This is a genomic window from Paenibacillus sp. P4_E11, assembly GCF_056401635.1.
The window spans coordinates 1-17840 of the sequence record NZ_JBFUIX010000069.1; the positions used below are offsets into that span (position 1 = coordinate 1).

10 protein-coding genes are annotated in these 17840 nt (G+C 48.6%); 8 read left to right on the forward strand and 2 right to left on the reverse strand.

The genetic code is table 11. From position 1 onward, the window contains the following. The first annotated feature begins 424 nt into the window (after positions 1 to 424). From AC1DWB_RS22785 to AC1DWB_RS22795, 3 genes are all read left to right on the forward strand, one after another. On the forward strand, positions 425 to 652 hold the full coding sequence (locus AC1DWB_RS22785) for a nucleotidyltransferase domain-containing protein (RefSeq protein WP_477543386.1): 228 nt from the start codon (positions 425 to 427) through the stop codon (positions 650 to 652). A 518-nt stretch (positions 653 to 1170) separates the two neighbouring features. Next, on the forward strand, positions 1171 to 2343 hold the full coding sequence (locus AC1DWB_RS22790) for a YhgE/Pip domain-containing protein (RefSeq protein ID WP_477543387.1): 1173 nt from the start codon (positions 1171 to 1173) through the stop codon (positions 2341 to 2343). 17 nt (positions 2344 to 2360) lie between these two features. Continuing rightward, on the forward strand, positions 2361 to 2954 hold the full coding sequence (locus AC1DWB_RS22795; RefSeq protein WP_477543388.1) for a TetR family transcriptional regulator: 594 nt from the start codon (positions 2361 to 2363) through the stop codon (positions 2952 to 2954). A gap of 75 nt (positions 2955 to 3029) precedes the next feature. Here AC1DWB_RS22795 and AC1DWB_RS22800 read toward each other — a convergent pair whose 3' ends face one another. Beyond that, positions 3030 to 4055: a serine hydrolase domain-containing protein gene (locus AC1DWB_RS22800; RefSeq protein WP_477543389.1), complete on the reverse strand. Its 1026-nt coding sequence runs from the start codon at positions 4053 to 4055 to the stop codon at positions 3030 to 3032. Between the two features lie 108 nt (positions 4056 to 4163). Then, positions 4164 to 5381 (reverse strand): aspartate aminotransferase family protein, encoded by a 1218-nt coding sequence (locus tag AC1DWB_RS22805; protein ID WP_477543390.1) that lies wholly within the window; start codon positions 5379 to 5381, stop codon positions 4164 to 4166. 152 nt (positions 5382 to 5533) lie between these two features. Here AC1DWB_RS22805 and nfsA point away from each other — a divergent pair, with 152 nt between their 5' ends. The 5 genes from nfsA to AC1DWB_RS22830 all read left to right on the forward strand — a co-directional run bounded on the left by nfsA (position 5534) and on the right by AC1DWB_RS22830 (position 17833). Continuing rightward, complete coding sequence (gene nfsA / locus AC1DWB_RS22810) at positions 5534 to 6271, forward strand: oxygen-insensitive NADPH nitroreductase (protein ID WP_477543391.1); 738 nt, start codon at positions 5534 to 5536, stop codon at positions 6269 to 6271. 298 nt (positions 6272 to 6569) lie between these two features. Beyond that, the gene (locus AC1DWB_RS22815) at positions 6570 to 7709 is read left to right on the forward strand and encodes an S-layer homology domain-containing protein (protein ID WP_477543392.1); all 1140 of its coding nucleotides are present in this window, start codon (positions 6570 to 6572) and stop codon (positions 7707 to 7709) included. Positions 7710 to 7724: 15 nt separating this feature from the next. After that, positions 7725 to 15647 carry a glycoside hydrolase family 78 protein gene (locus tag AC1DWB_RS22820; RefSeq protein ID WP_477543393.1) on the forward strand — a complete coding sequence of 2641 codons (7923 nt, stop codon included), beginning with the start codon at positions 7725 to 7727 and terminating at the stop codon, positions 15645 to 15647. Positions 15648 to 15822: 175 nt separating this feature from the next. Next, positions 15823 to 16542 carry an SAF domain-containing protein gene (locus tag AC1DWB_RS22825; protein WP_477543394.1) on the forward strand — a complete coding sequence of 240 codons (720 nt, stop codon included), beginning with the start codon at positions 15823 to 15825 and terminating at the stop codon, positions 16540 to 16542. A gap of 31 nt (positions 16543 to 16573) precedes the next feature. Then, on the forward strand, positions 16574 to 17833 hold the full coding sequence (locus tag AC1DWB_RS22830; RefSeq protein WP_477543395.1) for a CpaE/TadZ family protein: 1260 nt from the start codon (positions 16574 to 16576) through the stop codon (positions 17831 to 17833). The last annotated feature ends 7 nt before the right edge of the window (positions 17834 to 17840 follow it).

Consider the following 17840-nt stretch of genomic DNA (forward strand, 5'->3'; position numbering starts at 1 on the left):
ACACTGAACCGTATCACAAATATGTCAGGAATCGAACGTAACTGGTTAACAGCTACTTGAAAATAACATAATATTATAATTAGCAAAATTTCTCTTAAGAGAGAGTTTGTCTTCTTTTTTTGTCTGTGAGGAGAATGAAAGTATACCCGAGTTCAGCTATTTTGCTACGTTCGGATAATAGAATGTGCGAAGGCAAGAGGGTAATATTGAGGGAACTGGTAATGAAGTGGTTGGTGTGCGGGGTGAGTCACTGCCTGGTAAAGACATCATTTATCGCTTCCTTAATCAGAGCACATTTGCTTGGCGAAAGTTTCTATTTTTTTAAGCGCAGTCATGGAATTAGGGTGGTAACACGGGTATAGCACTCGTCCCTTTTAGGGGCGAGTTTTTTTGTTTTCAATTATCTTTAAAGGAGTGGCTAAGAATGGGATTCCAATCAAAGTTCAGAGAGCGAGATCTAGAATTACCAAGACATCGTGATAAGTTGTTGGAGAATGCTTTAAATGATTTAACTAATGATTTAGATGTTTTAGCCATTTATCTTGGTGGTTCCTTAGCGAAAGGAAATTTTGACAATTATTCAGATATCGACATGCATATCATTGTCGCTCCCGAGAAAAAGCCTGATTTTATACAAACAAAACATGTTTGACCAAAGGATTGGGGTGAGGTGCTGTTATAAGCCAACCTCCGAAGAAGTTGAGATGTGGAGGGGGAAGATATTTGCCTATATCCACGAAACATATCGTGCAGGTATGCGAAATGAAATGTATTATGCTTTATCAATGCTTAACTCCTTTCGATGGATGATGGCTTACGGGTGGTATATGGAAATGGGATGAAGAGTCGATAGTTCATGGGGAGTATGGTCTAAGTTTGAAGGGGACAGGAGTTATTTAAAKGATTGGCAATTGTCCTTACTTGATAATTGGGATTGTAGCCGTTGTCACAATGATATTATGAAAACAATGAACAGCATGATTCCCGAATTCTTTAGGCTTAATAGTTCCCTTAGTCAATTAACTAGTTTGAACGAAAGACGTGATTGGTGTAGATCAGCCAAACAGGGTTGACAGTTGAAAATGATTCTGATAAATTTTAAACAAACGTTTAATTCAAACAGTTGTTTAAACTAGGTTCACCACATAAAAACAGGAGATGAGAAACTAAATGCTGCAAGCAGTCAAAGCTTTCATGAAAAAACCGACCACCATTGTAGGGGTGGCAACGGCCTTAATGTTTCAATTGATTTTCAGCCTCGTCTGGATGACGGGGTACGACGGTATTACCGACAATACGTCCCACTTGAAGATCAGTGTGGTGAATGAAGATACTACGGTGGGGAAGCAGGTTGCCCAGAATTTGCAGCAAAATCTGCCTTTCCAGCTACAGACGGCTCAATCGCTTGATGCAGCGAAGCAGCAACTGGATGACCGTGAAGTACAGATGGTGCTGTACATCCCGGCCGACTTCTCGAAGCAACTGCAGACAGCTGGGCAGAAGGGACAATTGCAATACTGGATCAATGAATCGAATCCTGCACTGATCAAGAGCATGATGCAGGGCGTAGCTGCGAACGTCACCGCCACGGTGAACAAGGAGGCGATCGCCGCTGGAGCGGAAGCGATGTTCACGCAGATGAACGCGCCTGCTGCTCAAGCGAAGGGGATGGCGCAAGGGTTGTCTGAGAAAGTCGTAGCTGATCTTCATTTCACGAACCCGGTTTCCGGCATGTCGAACCAGATGATTCCGATGATGATGGTACTGGCCTCATACGTGGGGTCGATGATTATGGCTATGAACGTCCAGGTATCATCGAATATGATCGGACCTGCGTTCACTCGTTTCCAGAAGTTCGGTGCACGCGCGTTAATTAATATCGTATCATCTGTAGTCATCGCCCTGATCGGCTCATCGATGGTGCTGTTGTTGGGCGGTCATGCGGTCAAAGGTTTCCTCGTCATGTGGGGCTTCGAAACGCTGTTCCTGATGTGTTTCATGTTCTTCGCACAGATCTTCCTGCTGTTGCTCGGCAATGCAGGCATGCTGTTCAACATTATCGTCTTATCGGCGCAGCTCGTCTCCTCAGGGGCCATGGTACCGAGAGAGCTATTGTCGGATTTCTATTATGGACTCAGTCAGTACTTGCCTGCCACTTATGCGGTCCAAGGCAATATGAATCTGCTATTCGGAGGACCTTCCGTATCCGGACCGGCCTGGTCGCTTGTCGTGATCATGTTAGCATCTGTGGTGGTCGGCTTGATCATAACTGGTCTGAGGAAGGAAAAGTTACCCGCTCACATCGCCCCAAATGCAAAGGTTGCATCCCGAGTAAACTTTTGAATGGAGATGGTAAGAACATGCCACCCGCAGAACCCGATATGAAGCTCAGAATCTTACTGTCCGCCAAACAATTGTTTGCTCGTCAGGGCTATGATTGTACGACCGTCCGGCAAATATGTGAGGAGGCGGGAGCGAATGTGGCACTCGTATCTTACTATTATGGCGGCAAAGAAAATCTGTTTTATGAACTGTTCAATACGTTTTTCCCCGGTATGAGCAAGTTGGAAGAGATGGCCCCATTATTGATTGAGCCGCTTTTCGGTATCAAGACGGTGGTCACGGAAGTGATTCGATTTCGAATGAGCGACCCGGATATGATCTTGCTATTACAGCAGGAGATATTCAAGAATACGCATCGGATCGAGCACATTCGGAAGAGCGCATTTCCCATCTGGAAAGAACTGCGCAATGTGTTGGAACGTGGCAAAGTGCAGGGGATTTTCCACTACAGATCGTTGGATAACACGATGTTCTTCGTTATGGGCACGATCTTGTTCCATAAGCATAACGAGTATTTCAAGCCTTTACTGGAAGAAGCCCCGCCAACATTCGAGGAGCTTGTTCAGGATACACAGCAGTTCGTCTTGCGTGGGCTTGGGGTTGTCGAATAGGAGGAAATAGAAACGCCTTCAGTCGCATTTTACTGTGCTGGAGGCGTTTTGTTTACCGTGGGAAAGTTCCTCTGATTATCGAGCATAAGAAACAGCAAGATTAGTGAACTGCTGCAAATAGTGCGAGTGGTCGCCCTCTTCATCAGCATAATTCCCATCATGATTGTTCATTCGGACGACAACGAGATCCAATTCCGGCACGACTAGAACAAGAGGACCTGTGAAGCCTACGATGCCATAAGATTGATAAGGAACCTTGTCCCCCAGCATACATTGGGCAGACTCTCCTTCTTTCACGAACCAGAGGCAACCGTTCAGCGGATATGTTGAAGGGAGTTCAGCAGGCGCTTGCAAGCTGGTAGCTGTACGGATGACGGATTCTGGCAGGAGAGTCTTGCCGTTCACCGTTCCGAGCTTCAGGTGCAGATACCCCCAATAAGCGAGCTCACGGGCGGAGACGAACAAGTTGCCTTGTGAGCCGTCTGCTATGGGGCGAAGCGGGATGCTTGCGATCCCTTGCTGGTTAGCAACAGGAACTAGCTGTTCGGTCGCTGTATTCCTCCACCCGGTCTCTCGCCAATTCAAGGGCTGGAACACGACTTCATTGAGCCATTCCACTAGCGAACGACCGAGAACTTGCGCGAGTATAGTGGATAACATCTCGATGCCGACATTGTTGTACCTCCACTCCGTACCCGGGCTGTGTGCTCGAATCAGTCGGCCTTCTTCGCGCGTGAGCCCATGGGTATGGGTGAGCAAGTGACGAATATGTACGCCACTAACGGCTTGCTGCTCGGCTTCGGTGAGGGTCAAATATTGTGCAATGGGATCATCGAATGAAGCTATCGCTCCGGTATGAACAGCCCATGCGGTGGCCAACCCGATGTAGCTTTTTCGTGCAGAAGCAACATTGTATTGGGATTCAGATGACGTTTCCTGCGAGCCCGTCTCGGATGTATAGGTTCCCCGGTAATGCTCGGCCACGATGTGATCGCCTTGAATTACAAGTAACGCGCACGATGTACCGCCGCTAAGTTGGTTCTTCTCTTCGACATAATCCATAAGTGCATCGAATCGGGATGAAAGTTGTTTCTGCAGCATGTGGTCGTTCCTCTCTGTAAGTAGGGTACTCGTATCCTAGTTACATTCGAGACTAGGCTGCGTACGTCCTGCTAGGGCAATATACAGAATAATGTGGGACGCCTGAATTCAGTTGGTTGCGATTCGGCTTAATACCCGTTCCAGGATTCGGATCATGGCATCTGTGTCGGCTTTCGTCACGATCAACGCTGGTATGAGACGGATCGTCATAGGGTTAGGTGAATTGATCAACAACCCTTCTTGAAGGCATTCTGCCACGATGTGACTGCCGTTTGCCTCTGGAAGGTCAAAGCCCACAAGCAAACCTGCGCCTCTAACGTTCGTGAGTCCGAAGCGTGGTGCGATGACCTGAAGCTGCTCCATGAGGTAGCGGCCTTGCTCGGCAGCATTGCCAACCAGATCTTGCTCCACAATCGCGTTCACTACTGCCAGTCCGACTGCCATGGCGAGCGGTTGCCCTGTATACGTCCCACCTTGATCTCCAGGCTCGAAAATATTGAAAGCTTCCTTCACGAGCATGGCCGATAGCGGAAAGCCTCCGCCAATCCCTTTGCCCAACGTCATAACGTCAGGCTGTACCCCGTAGTGCTCATAAGCGAACAGCTTGCCCGTCCGTCCCAGCCCAGTCTGTACCTCGTCGAAGATGAGGAGGATTCCTTTCTCGTCGCACAATTGGCGTAGCTTCTTCACATAGTCTAGGTCCGAGCTGTGAACGCCGCCCTCGCCCTGAATGAGCTCGAGCATGATGGCACAAGTATTCGGTGTAATTGCCTCGATCAGCGCCTCGACATCGTTCAGCGGAACATGCCGGAAACCCGGCACCTTCGGTGCGAACAAGCTCTCCCATTGCTGCTTCCCTGTAGCCGACATCGCGGCGAGCGTTCTGCCATGGAAGCTATTCGTAGTGGTGATAATCTCATAAGCACCGCCCAAGTTCCGTGCCCCGTGTCTTCTGGCCAGCTTGATCGCGCCTTCATTAGCTTCGGCCCCTGTGCTGGTGAAGAAGACTCGGTCCATACCGGAGAGCGCGGTGAGCCGGCTGGCGAAATCCAGCATTGGTTTGTTGTAGTAGGCAGGGCTCGCATGAATTAATCGGGCGCCCTGCTCTTGCAAGGCTTGCTGGATGACCGGCGGTGCGTGTCCCAGACAAGTCGTCGCCCATCCCCCGATAAAGTCCAAATATTTGTTGCCGTCCGTGTCCCATAAGTGCATCCCTTCTCCGCATTCCATCACGAGGTCGGGGCGGACTGTGGTGAACAAGATCGAGTCTTTAGCCGCTTTGACAAGTGGAGATTGTGGAGTTACAGGTTGGTCTTGTGTGATCATGTGTGATCCCTCCAATTGATATGATGAGTAATTATACGTATTAATGCATAAAAATACAATAATTATTTTATACCCTCTGCACTCTCAAGTTGCATCCATTTCCGTAATCCGTTCATAATAGAGAATACAATTTGAGATATGGAGGGGTATGGATGAATGAGATGGTCCGGGTGCTTCATGCACATCGCTCTATACGGAGATTCAAATCTGATCCGGTGACGGACGAGCAGTTGGGAGCGATGCTGCAAGCGGCTCAGATGGCGTCTACGTCGAGTAATGTGCAGGCGTACAGCGTGATTCGAGTATCGGACCACGCAGTCCGTAGCGCGATCAAGGCAGTCACCGGAGGTCAGGAGCACGTGGAGTTGGCTCCGTTGTTCCTAGTGTGGTGCGCCGATCTTTATCGAGATCAAGTGGCTTGCGAGCTGAATGGGGTCGAGATGGTGTCCGAGGGCATGGAGAACTTCATGATTAGCACGATCGATACGACCCTTGCGGCGCAGAATGCGGCTGTGGCAGCAGAAGCGATGGGGCTCGGCATCGTGTACATCGGCGGGATCCGCAACGACTTGCGTCAAGTAACGGAGCTGTTGCAGTTACCGAAGCTGGTGTATCCCGTGTTCGGGATGTGCATCGGGGTTCCCGATCAAGAGCCGAGCATGCGTCCGAGACTGGGCCCGTCTGCCGTGTTGCACGAGAATGTGTATCGGCGTGAGGGTATCGAATCCGAGGTGCAGGAGTATGATGTTCGGACACGGGAGTATTACGTGGAGCGGACCGGGGGGAAGAAGGATACGACCTGGTCGCAGGAAATGGTGAACAAGTTCCGGCAGAAACCTCGGGCTTACATGAAGGAATTTTTAGAGGAGCAAGGGTTTCGGTTGACTTAGGGAGAATCGTGTCGAGCATAGACTTAGTCAGCTTAATCTTGTCTTGACTCGATTCGGATTTTGTGGTATTTTCTGGATACAGTTCATTTATGAGCGGAAGCACCGCCTATTACGTACACTTCTTTTGGTGTGCTGGTAGGCGGTTTTTTTGTGTTTCGTGATCATGGGTAATATGGAAAAATGTGGACGAATAACGTCCGGTGTGATACAAGAAGGATGGGAGTGATTGAATGAAGAGACTTCATTCCCAATGAATGGTGAGAGCAGTAACACGTGATTATCCATGAGGAGGATTTCCATGAAGAAGAATATGATAACCACCATGCTAGTAGTTTCCCTATCATTCTCGTCGTTAACGACGATCCAAGCCGTTACCCCATCCCTGGTGATTTCCGACATTGATACACATTGGGCTAATGAATCGATTCAAACGTCCATCCAGAAAGGCTATGTAGATGGGTATCCCGATCACACTTTTAAGCCAGACAACAACATTACCAAGGCCGAATTTGTCACCATGCTGACCAAGGCTCAAAGCTACGTTCGGAAACCACTGCCAGACATTAAAGACTGGTATTCGGAATTTGTTGGAGCTGTTAAAGAAGAAGGGATTTACAAAGAAACTGACTTTGCTTCATCCACGTGGAACGACCCTCTCAGCCGCCTTGAAATGGCTCGACTCGCGTACCGCGCAGCGGATAAGAAAATCAAGAACGCGGTCGTTCTCCAGGATGATAAGGCAATAATGTTCCATGCGGTCCGGATCGGACTGATTCAAGGCGTTTCCGGTGGCGAACTGGCTAAAGAAGGCACGACTACACGCGCACAAGCGGTGACGATCATCGAGCGGATCAGTAAGGTGTTGAAGGGCGAAGCGCTGGAAGTGGATAAGAATGCGCTGAGCTATGCGGAGATTGAGATGACGGGATCGAACTTTAATACTGCGTTTGGTATGACCCTTGAAGAACCATTGCCACGTGATCTTGAATTGAATGATGACGTTACAGCCAGGATCGACCAAATCGTCATCATGAGCTATACAGACATGGATTCTCCCATGCGTAAGCATTTCCCGCCTCTACTGGAGACGTATCGGACTCCGGAAGAAGAAAGTGATTTGGTGGTAATGGCTGTCAAAATTACGTTTAAGAATCCAAGCTATCTAACCCGACCATCCCAGATATTTAACCCCCAAAGATATTTATCGTTGAATGGATTCTCATCTGTAGATTATCCTAGCGACATACCAACCACAGATATGTATTATACACAAATTCGATCGTTTAATTTAAGTGAAACACCAGAAGTAACAACGTGGATGATCGGTACCAAGCCACGTAAAGAAGTCGATAGATGGTTGAGTAGTCCTTACACGACAAGGTTTATTATCGATAGAGTTAACAGTGGTGAGTCATACATTATAGCTAGTAAGAATTAACGTATGGAGGTAAGCATGAAAACAAGAATACGAAAATTGAGTTGGGTGCTACTGGCACTCCAACTTTTTACTTTCATCTCACCTTACACTTTACCGACTAGTGTAGAGGCAGCCGGGACCACTCTAGTAACCAGCCAACCAGTAGACATTACATTTGCGTCCCAATATCAATCCACGGAATCAATTGCTTGGTGGGGGATCGACGCTCATGGAAAAACAGAGGGATCAGTCGTGGACTGGAATCTCAAAGTGAATGGTGTAAATCTTGGAAAGAATGGGTACTATGACCCCAACACGGACAAGATCGTCCTAACCGACATCCCCGGAAAAAAAGTTACGTTCGTCACGAGAAAGTTAACCGATCCGGGACACATTGTCTGGCGCCAATTGAACGGAAAGACGTGGCAACATCAATTTGGTTCTAGTGACAAGTACAGTTTCGAGGGTGAAGGATTTAATAGTGCAGGCTTGTCAGATTATCCAGGGTATATCGACAACACATTCAACATGACAAGAAACAAAGCTGAAGCAGAACCTTCTTCCTTATCTGAGAATGGCAACGCTGTATCAAGGCCACTTGACGTTGAAGCTCCTACTAAATGGTATCGAGAAGATCAGGCATGTACTCCAAAAGGTGAATGTGGGGAGTACGATCAAGGAGATATTGCTTACAATAACCAAATCAAGTCGAGTACGATAAAAATCACACAAGCAATAGCCAAAGAATCCAACAAATTCAACACAACCGCCTCAGCTTGCCCATATCCAGAATGTATGACTGAAGAAGGAAAGGGTGCTCTTAAAGTAAGTAAGATGCTCATGGAGGGTAGCAATAAAGCAGGTAGTATCTATGATAGACTCGATGGTTCTTCCGGAAACGTAGAAGGCCGAAATTACTTAATGTCTGCATTTGCCATATGGAGCGGAGAGTCTTACGAATACACCGGAACTATTACAATTACCTACAAGAAGCCCGATCCTGTTAAGCCAGATCTAGCACCGGTCAATCTTGTACCTAGCAAAGACCCAATCATGGCCGAGGATTCTATCACCTTTACCGCCAGCTTTAAAAATATAGGTGTTGCAACATCAGGCAAATTTTACGTCACCATGTACAAGACGGACGGTTCGGTTCCCCTGAAGAAGGCAGGACCCTATGATGGTATAGGAGCGGGTAAAACCGAGGAATTCACCTTTACCTACATATTCGGCTCATATAGCGAGTCCTTCACGATGCGAGTGAACTCTGATCCGGATGTAAAGATCGACGAACAGTCCTACGAGAACAACGATCAAACGTGGAAGTTCATCCCTAAGACAGGTGGACTAGATAGCATCACAGCAGACTTCGATATTCTCCCTAGTCCAAGCTTGAAATGGCGAGACAGTTTCACGCTGCGACCGAAGAACATCAATACTGGCAGCTGCGTGTACAAAGGCCATGACTACAAACTCGTGAACGGCTTCGCCAGTTATTCACCTGTTGCTACAAGTAAGACGCAGGATTCGACGTTTAACTACTCGACCTACCCGATCAGCATCGCTCCAGGAGCGAACGATATTTCCATTCGCGTGAAAACCTCATGCGGTGACTCCGACTGGATGGCTAACAAGACCTTGGACTTGGAACCCCCACGTGATAATAGCCCTCCAGACTTTAAGCTCGCCTGGATGCGCCCATACGATCACACCAGAGGGGTCAACCAGGTCTTAGTCGGTACAATTTTAGATGTAGGCTACATTGAAGATCCCAAAGTACCGACCCCAAGAGATCCAGACGGTGACTCGTACCAATTCGTCGGTTTCGATGTTACCAACAGTGATACATGGACCCGCGACTTGTACAATGAGTATAAAACCTGCTGCATGTACGTGGACGGCTTTCATGGAATTCGAATGGACACACTCGGCTATCACGTCATATCTGGAGTCATGCGCGATCAGTGGGGGGCCACGTCAACTTCGACGGCCGCGATCTCCGTCGTTCCACCTAACCCGGTTCCGGTCATTTCCGGATCAACCCAAGTGGTTGAGGGGAGGCCGCTAAAGGTTCCGCTGAATGCGGATCTGAGCTTTAGTCCAATGGGCCGTTCGATCAATCACTCGTTGGATGCATGGACCAATAAAGCGAATTCGTATGCCACTCCAGGCGTGCAGACGGTTACGCTCCGGGTTACGGATAGCGATGGATTAGCATCGATAGACACAGCAACCCATACAATCTCAGTTACGCCAGATTTGCCACCTATTCCAGAAATCGAATACAATTCCCTATCGGTACGGAATTTGCCCGTTGATTTTCGAAATAAGACAAGCAGTCCAGACGGCGACCAAATTGTAGTCAACACGGTAAAGTACAGATATGACTCAAACAATAACGGTCAATACTGGGACGAAACGGCCTATTCGTTAACGATTAATCCGGATAGAACCATCTCATTTGTCCCAACAAAAGTAGGAAACTATCAAATTGAAGTTTATGCAAAGGAAGACTGGGGAAAAGAGGCAACAAAGTATTTTTCGCTATCTGTAATAAACGATGCTCCGTCAGTTAGTTTTGAGACGAGTTCAACAGCAGTAGAACCTAGTGTTGCTCCGTCATATTCTCTTAGCGGAAGTGACTTAGCAAATAATCCCGCTTGGTTGAGTACGAATGCTATGGCAACTAATATTAGAAAGAACTGGCAATATAATGGAGATGGATCAATATCAACTAAGGCATACAAAGGATTCGATCCGTTTACGGGAGTTGATACTAACACTAGAACACCGATTCCACATCCTAACGGTCCTAGTTATCAAACCGGATGGACAACTGATTATGCGGCATTATATCTACCTAGAGCAGGACAATGGTTGTATACTACGCCGTATTATGGGTCTCGCGTTTCGGGAAGGACTTGGTTATTCGGGCAAATTTGGAATCAATCCTTAGGCGCTATTGGTACTTTTAAGGGAGTGGATGAGTCGAAGGATGAGCTGTATACTTACCTACAAAATAAAGAATCAGTTGATAATCTAACTTTGTACAACCATTATACGTATAGGCTGTCTAGTTTTTTAAGTGGTAGCCTTGTAGAGTTATCTCAGAGTGGTTGGATTTCAAGTAACTCAAATCCGATGAATTCTATTTTTAATGACTTGAAGGACGTAGATTATACTATAGATAGTCAAGGAAGTCGAATTCAAGCTGTCAATCCAGTATACGGCGCTCCCACTACACGAGTAGTGAAGAAAAATTCAGGTGGGGCGGTTATATGGGATACTACTATTCCGAGTAATACGTGTTCGTATTACAACGGAGATACCGACGGTGACGGGAACACAATCGGCTGGACTACTGGGTATGGTACTGTAACGCCATTGACATTCAATATGGACGAAAGTCTAGCCGTTGTGGCTTTCCAATGTGGTACTAATACATCGACAATTTATATTTTCAATTCTTTTACAGGAAGTATAGTTGGTACAAAATCTCTATCCCATAGTGTTAGTCCTGGCAATGTGAAAGTCTTAGGTAGCTACTTTGGAAAAATAGCTTTAGCGTACTCGTTCGACCCTTGGCAGACTGACTTCGGATTATTTGTTCTTGATAACAACTTTAACGAGGTATTCCATCACTATGAATCTGGTTACTGGAGTTCAGCATCACTAATACCTACCCATGTAACGAATAATGGATATGTTCTTCAAGGCTATCCTGTGTACGGAGGTAAGACTAGGACATACTTGGATTTAGCCACTCTGACTTATGTGTTTAATAGTTATACCGATAGCACCTTTGGAAATGCCGTGACTGGCACAGCTTTAAGTTCCGACTCTTCATGTTTACAATACGAATGGCACGACCCTCATGGTACCGGAGAGTACGAAGAAGTTTGTGTGAAACCGTGGTCAGCCTATTTTATCTCACCGCCTAAATATGGAGAGAAATTAGACTCCCAGACTCAGCTTTATAATCCAGCAATTACGATCCAGAATTCCAGCATTAATTTTAAGCTTAAAACGACTCAAAACGTGTTTCTACGATCTGGATTTGCATACTTCGTAAGTGACGCTGTTAACATGTACCGAGTATACATCACGGATAAGTTTGTTCAACTTGTAAAGGTAGTAGGAGGCGCTGAAACCGAGATTGGGAGAGCTAACTATTTCTTTTCCGCGAATACGTACTACTCGTTTAAGATAAAGACGGTTGATGGTAATCATATCGTGTATGTCAATGGTATTCCTTTAATTAACGTAAATGACTATACCTTTAGTTCGGGAAGCTTAGGTCCGATGACAGAAGGGGTAGGGGTTTATTTCAAAGATATGGGATATACGGATTTAGGTGCATCGACGGGTACGGGAATTACGAACAAGAATACGGCTATTGTAAGTAGTCCTGTTGTAAATTCGATCTCCTACCAAGACCCGGAGTTAGACCCTAGTATCGAACCTCTAAGTACTTGGAAATACGAACAAATAGCCCACAACTTTTTGAACGCTGGAGATGGGAAATATGGAACTTCTGTGCTACATGGCAACACGTATACTTCGCCAGCTACGAGCTTCGATAAAGTAGGGACCTATAAGATTTCATTTACAGCGAAAGACGATCCACATCCCAATTATCTCTATCCGAGTATGGTATTTAATGCGCAGCGTCTAGCGTCCAATACGTACTCGCGAAATATTATTATCCACCGCAAGCCGGTATCACAGTTCACCGTAAGTCAAGCTGGAGATGGAACGATTGTTTGGAACGATACTTCCTACGATCCTGACCGCTGGTTATCGGCAGGCAACTATTCAACCGAAGCGATAGGCATTAACTATCAGTCCACACGGGGCATATTGGATCGCAAATACTATTACATCACCCCGAGCGGTATAACAGTGAACGGCCAGTTGACACGACCAACGGAATCTGGGGTATACACGGTAGGACTCGCAGTTATGGATGAATACCGCGCTTGGTCAGACTTTGTGACGCAGGATATTGGCTCCACCATTGTGACGCCTCCAAACGCGCCACCTGTGGCTACGCTAACGTATCCAACCGGAACACAGGCAGCACCAACCATCGTCACGATGCAAAACCCGACGATAACCTGGAACCAATCGGACGTCAACGGAGACGTGATTCAGAAATATGAAGTACAGCTGATCAACGAAGGCGGAACAGTCGTTTCCACATCCGGACAAGCCGCGCAGTGGAATAATGTGACCGCTTGGACGTCATCCGGTCTATCCTTCGGAAGCAAGTATAAGGCCCGTGTTCGCGTCCACGATGGGTATCAATGGTCGCCATGGTCCAACGAGCAATGGTTGTATGTGAACTCACCACCTGTTGCAGCATGGATCACGCCGAATACGAGCACATTCGTCAGCCCGTATTTGTACGGCACAACAAGACCAACCTTCAAATGGAGTCAAACCGATAGCGATGTTAACACGGTCTTTACGGCATACTGGATTCACGTCTACAACGAGTCTGGCGGACTGGTGTACGACTCCGGCAGCAGGGGGCAGAATACCCGGTTGAATGAGCAAAGCTTTACAATGCCATCCGACCTACCGGGCAACCGTAAATACCGACTAACGGTGGAAGTGAGTGACGGATACGCTTGGTCCACTCCGGTCTCGTCCACCTTTGTGATCAACCAGAAGCCAGTCGCAACGCTTCTCGACATACCGCCGTCTAGTGAGCTGCGACCGACGATCAAGTGGAACCAGACCGATCCTGATCCGGGAACAACGTTCACGACCTATCAAATATGGCTGGAAGACGATACGAATGTGGTGATCTGGACGTCAACTGAAACGTCACAGAATACGACAAGCGCAACCAACCAGCTGAAGCTGCCATTTGATCTTGGCGAGAACAAAACGTACAAAGCGTATATGATCGTCAAAGATGAGCGCGAGTATTCGCTGCAGTCCAATACGATCTTTATCCAGACGATCATCAACCATAAGCCCGTGATCGCAACCTTATACCCAAGCGGTGATCAGGCCGATCCGACCATCGTCACGACGATGCAGCCCACGCTGATCTTCGAACAAACCGATGACAGCGGGACCACATTTACAGGACTACGGGTGATGGGCTACAACGAATCAGGCGCTATCGTACTGGATACCGGGGATCGGGTGCAGAACACCAGGGAATCCGGGGTGACGTTACCCTTGACCACGGCGCTGCCGATCGGAACCAAGATCAAGATTGTAGCCAAGACCAAGGATGAGAGCGAATGGTCGGACTGGTCAGCCGAGAAATGGATCTATGTGAACACGCCACCTGCAGCCGCGGTCACGAACCCGAATGGCACGCAGGCCGCGCCGACGATCGTCAACACGGATATGCCGCTCATCACATTCAGCCAGAGTGACGCAGATCCAGGCACGATTTACTCGCACTTCCGGGTTCAAATCTTGGACGAGCTGAACACCCTGATCGCAGATTCCGGTGAAATCGTACAAAACACCACTGCGACGACCAATCAATGGTTTACGAACGCGGCGCTGCCGGCGAATAAGAAGCTCAAGGTTCGCGTTCAGGTTAAAGACGGATACTCTTGGTCGAACTGGTCGGCGTACACGTGGCTGTTCTTCAACACGCCACCTGCAGCCACAGTCTATGATCCGGGCGGCAACCAGCTGGTCCCGACGATTATCGTCAACAACTTGCGGCCGAGGATACGTTGGTATCAAACCGATGCCGACCCTGGGACCCTATTCAAGGCATACGAGGTAGAAATCTACACGACCAGCGGGATCGCCTTAACATCGGGGCAGCAAGCGCAGAACACGGTTGCAACGTCCCAAGAATGGACGCCAGGAACAAATCTTGCTTATAACACGGATTATAAAGTCCGGACCCGCGTGTCGGACGGGTACACTTGGTCAGATTGGTCGGATTATCAATGGTTCCGTCTGAAGCCGAATACTAGACCGACAGCAGAAGTCACATATCCATCCGGCACACAGGCCACCCCAACGATATTCCTTGTTGACCAACCGACCATCGTGTGGGATCAGCACGACGACGACTATGGCACCAGCTTCAAATGGTTTCATATTCGGATCGTAAGCGAGGACAATGTGCTAGTGTATGATTTCGGTGTGCAACCGCAGGATACGCAAGAGACAGTAAACACGTGGAAGGTGACGCAGAATCTCGATCGCGGTAAGAAACTGAAGGTGCAAGTGCGTGTGAGTGATGGAATTGATTGGTCCGACTGGAGCACCGTCAAGTGGATGCTGGGCAACCGTCCACCCTTGGCAGCCTTCGATTGGTCGCCGAAGCCCGTCTGGGAGGGTGATGTCGTGACGCTGCTCAATCAATCCTCCGACCCGGATGGAGACGCCCTGACATATGCCTGGGAAGTCCGCAATCCGGACGGCTCGGTCTTATTCACGAGCAGTGCCATACAGCCCACACAGCGATTCGTATTGCTGGGAACCTATTCCGTGAAGCTGACTGTATCTGACGCCGTGGATTCGCGGTCCGTAACGGGGGCGATCCAAGTGGGGGAGCTTACGATTCAAGCTATGGTCGATCATACCCCACAATGGCTGGAGTTTCACATGGAGCGGGGACACAATACGACAATCATACCGCTTGACTTCTACTCAGGGGAACGGTTCCAGCTTACAGTAACGACATCGCCCACGTCAGTCGATCGAGTTACAGCAACGCTGAGCACAACAGGGTTGGACGGGAATGATTTGGATGTGGCTGCGGGTTTGCAGAGACAAGGGACGACGTGGACATTTACCGGCGAGCTGTTCGATTCCAGGTTTCTGTCCCTGACGGAAGGCTTGCCTGAAGGGGTGCTGCCGATCCATTTCGAGGTACGTTATGCGAACGGCGTGGTGAAAACAAAGGAAGTACCGGTTCGAATTATTGGCAACGTACAGGAGCTCGTCACCGTGCATCGGCAGCAGTGAAGAACATAGAAGAAGCTGTCGAAATTTGTGATTTACATTATAAAACAAATATGATATATTGTACCTGTAATTACATATCGTTGTTTGCGAAGGACGCAAACTTTTGGGCAATTAAGCCCTTAAGTATTGCGTCCTATTTTGTTTTTTCAATATCCCAATGGGGAGGTGAGAGGCGTTGAATCGAAAGCGAAGCCTGCTGATCAGCCTGACCGCGGCACTTCTGGCAGGAGCGCTAGTGTACGGCGTATATGTGCTTCAGTTGAAGCAGGTGGAGCTACAGCAGACGGTCAGTGTGATCGTACCGAGGAAGTTCATACCTTCCGGAACGATGATTACGGCTGACATGGTCGAGCGCGTACCGATTGTGGCCGGGGCATTTCTAGAGAATATGGCGACGGATCCGTCCGACATAATCGGTGCGGAAGCGGCTGTTCCACTGGGGACCCGCGAGCCTATCCTATTATGGAAGGTGGATCGGTTCCATCTGCTCCCCAGTCGGACGCAATCGACCTTTCAAATTCCGAAGGACTACATCTTGTCTTTGTCCAACGGTATTCGGGCCGGCGATCAGGTTGAAATCTACATCTCCGGAAGCGAGGGGGAATCACGCAAGCTGTTCGAGCATGAGGTGATGGTAGCATCCGTGAAGTCTTCCTCCAATGTGGAGGTAGACAATCCGAAAAACCCAAACTTGCTGTCCAAGATCAATTCCGATACGGAGCAAATGTATGCTTCCCGTCGGGAGGCGAACGGGACCATCGATCAAATCAATCTGAATCTGACCGGGGAGGAATGGCTCGCTATTGATCGGATGTGCAAGACGAAGAAGACGAAGCTGGTTATCGCGCTGACCTCATCTTCGATGAAAGGGGATGATGCCCGTTCCAGCCCATAACCGCATTATGAAGGAGGAGGTGCAGATCAGCATGCTCGCATTATTGTCCACGGACGAGGACTTGAATCACCGATGGCTGTCCCACAGGAAAGGAGGGGATGATCGATTCTGCGCTTTCACAGAGCCGCATGAACTGTTGACGGCAATCGAGCGTCGCACATTCCGGCATGTGGTGCTGTCAGACCGTTATTTCGACTATGGAGCGTTCTGCGATTTTACCGAGCAATTGCTGGAACGGCAACCTGACATCCAGATCTCGATCATGCTGAGCGATCATCACGACCGGGTACTGAATGAACGATGGATGAAGACCTGTCATGCCAACGGGTACTTCTGGGTGTCCCCGCACCGTACGAGGGAGATGATCACCCAACAGCTCATCGAGCATGTATGTGGCTTCCCTCCAGCTACAAGTGGGAACGGGTCTAAGATGATGGTGTTTATCGGATCGACACCGAATATCGGGACAACCCTCATTTCCTTCGGAACAGCGGTGCAGCTTGCTAATCAGACCCCGTATCGGATTGGCTATATATGCCTGAATCTGAAGAGCTCCAAGCTGCATCGTTATCTGGGCCGCGAGCGGCCGACGACGACGTTGGACCACTTGCGGGCAGAGCTTCGATCGCTCAGTCTCACTCGGGAGAGGCTGCTGCAGGCGTGCGAGCCAGTATCTGGTGTTGGCAGCTTGCAAGTGCTGTTCGGCAACATGCTGCGTGAACAAGCGGAATATTTCACACCAGAAGACATCGGTCATTTGCTGAAAACCGCCCGTTCGGCCTTCGATATCTGTATCGTAGAGGCTAACGCTTATTGGGATAATGCAGGAACGTTAGGGGCCGTACTCGAAGCAGATGGCAAATATATCGTCACGACGAAGGAATTAGCGCATTTTCAAGAGGACACGAACCGCTGGCTGCACAATCTGAGTCAAGCGTTCGGACTTTCCACTGCAGCGTTCGACCTGATCGTGACACAATCTGAGAAGCAGGGGGGTGCGGGGCAGTTAAGCTTGAAGGACATTCGCAGAGAAACCGGGCTGCAACTGATCGGGGAAATTCATCGTTACCATGCGGTGGCCGAATGCATGAATCAAGGCAGGCTGCTAGAGTTGTTTCAAGGACGCCACTCGATAGGGAAGGAGCTACAGTTCATCACAGACGGCATGATTCGTTATCATCAGTTGGAGCGCATTCCGATTGAGACCGAACCTACAGGCTTCCGACGTGTATGGTCCAATATTCGACTTCTTAGTGGTAAAGGGAGGTCGACGACGAAGTGGGAAGCATAGGTGGAAG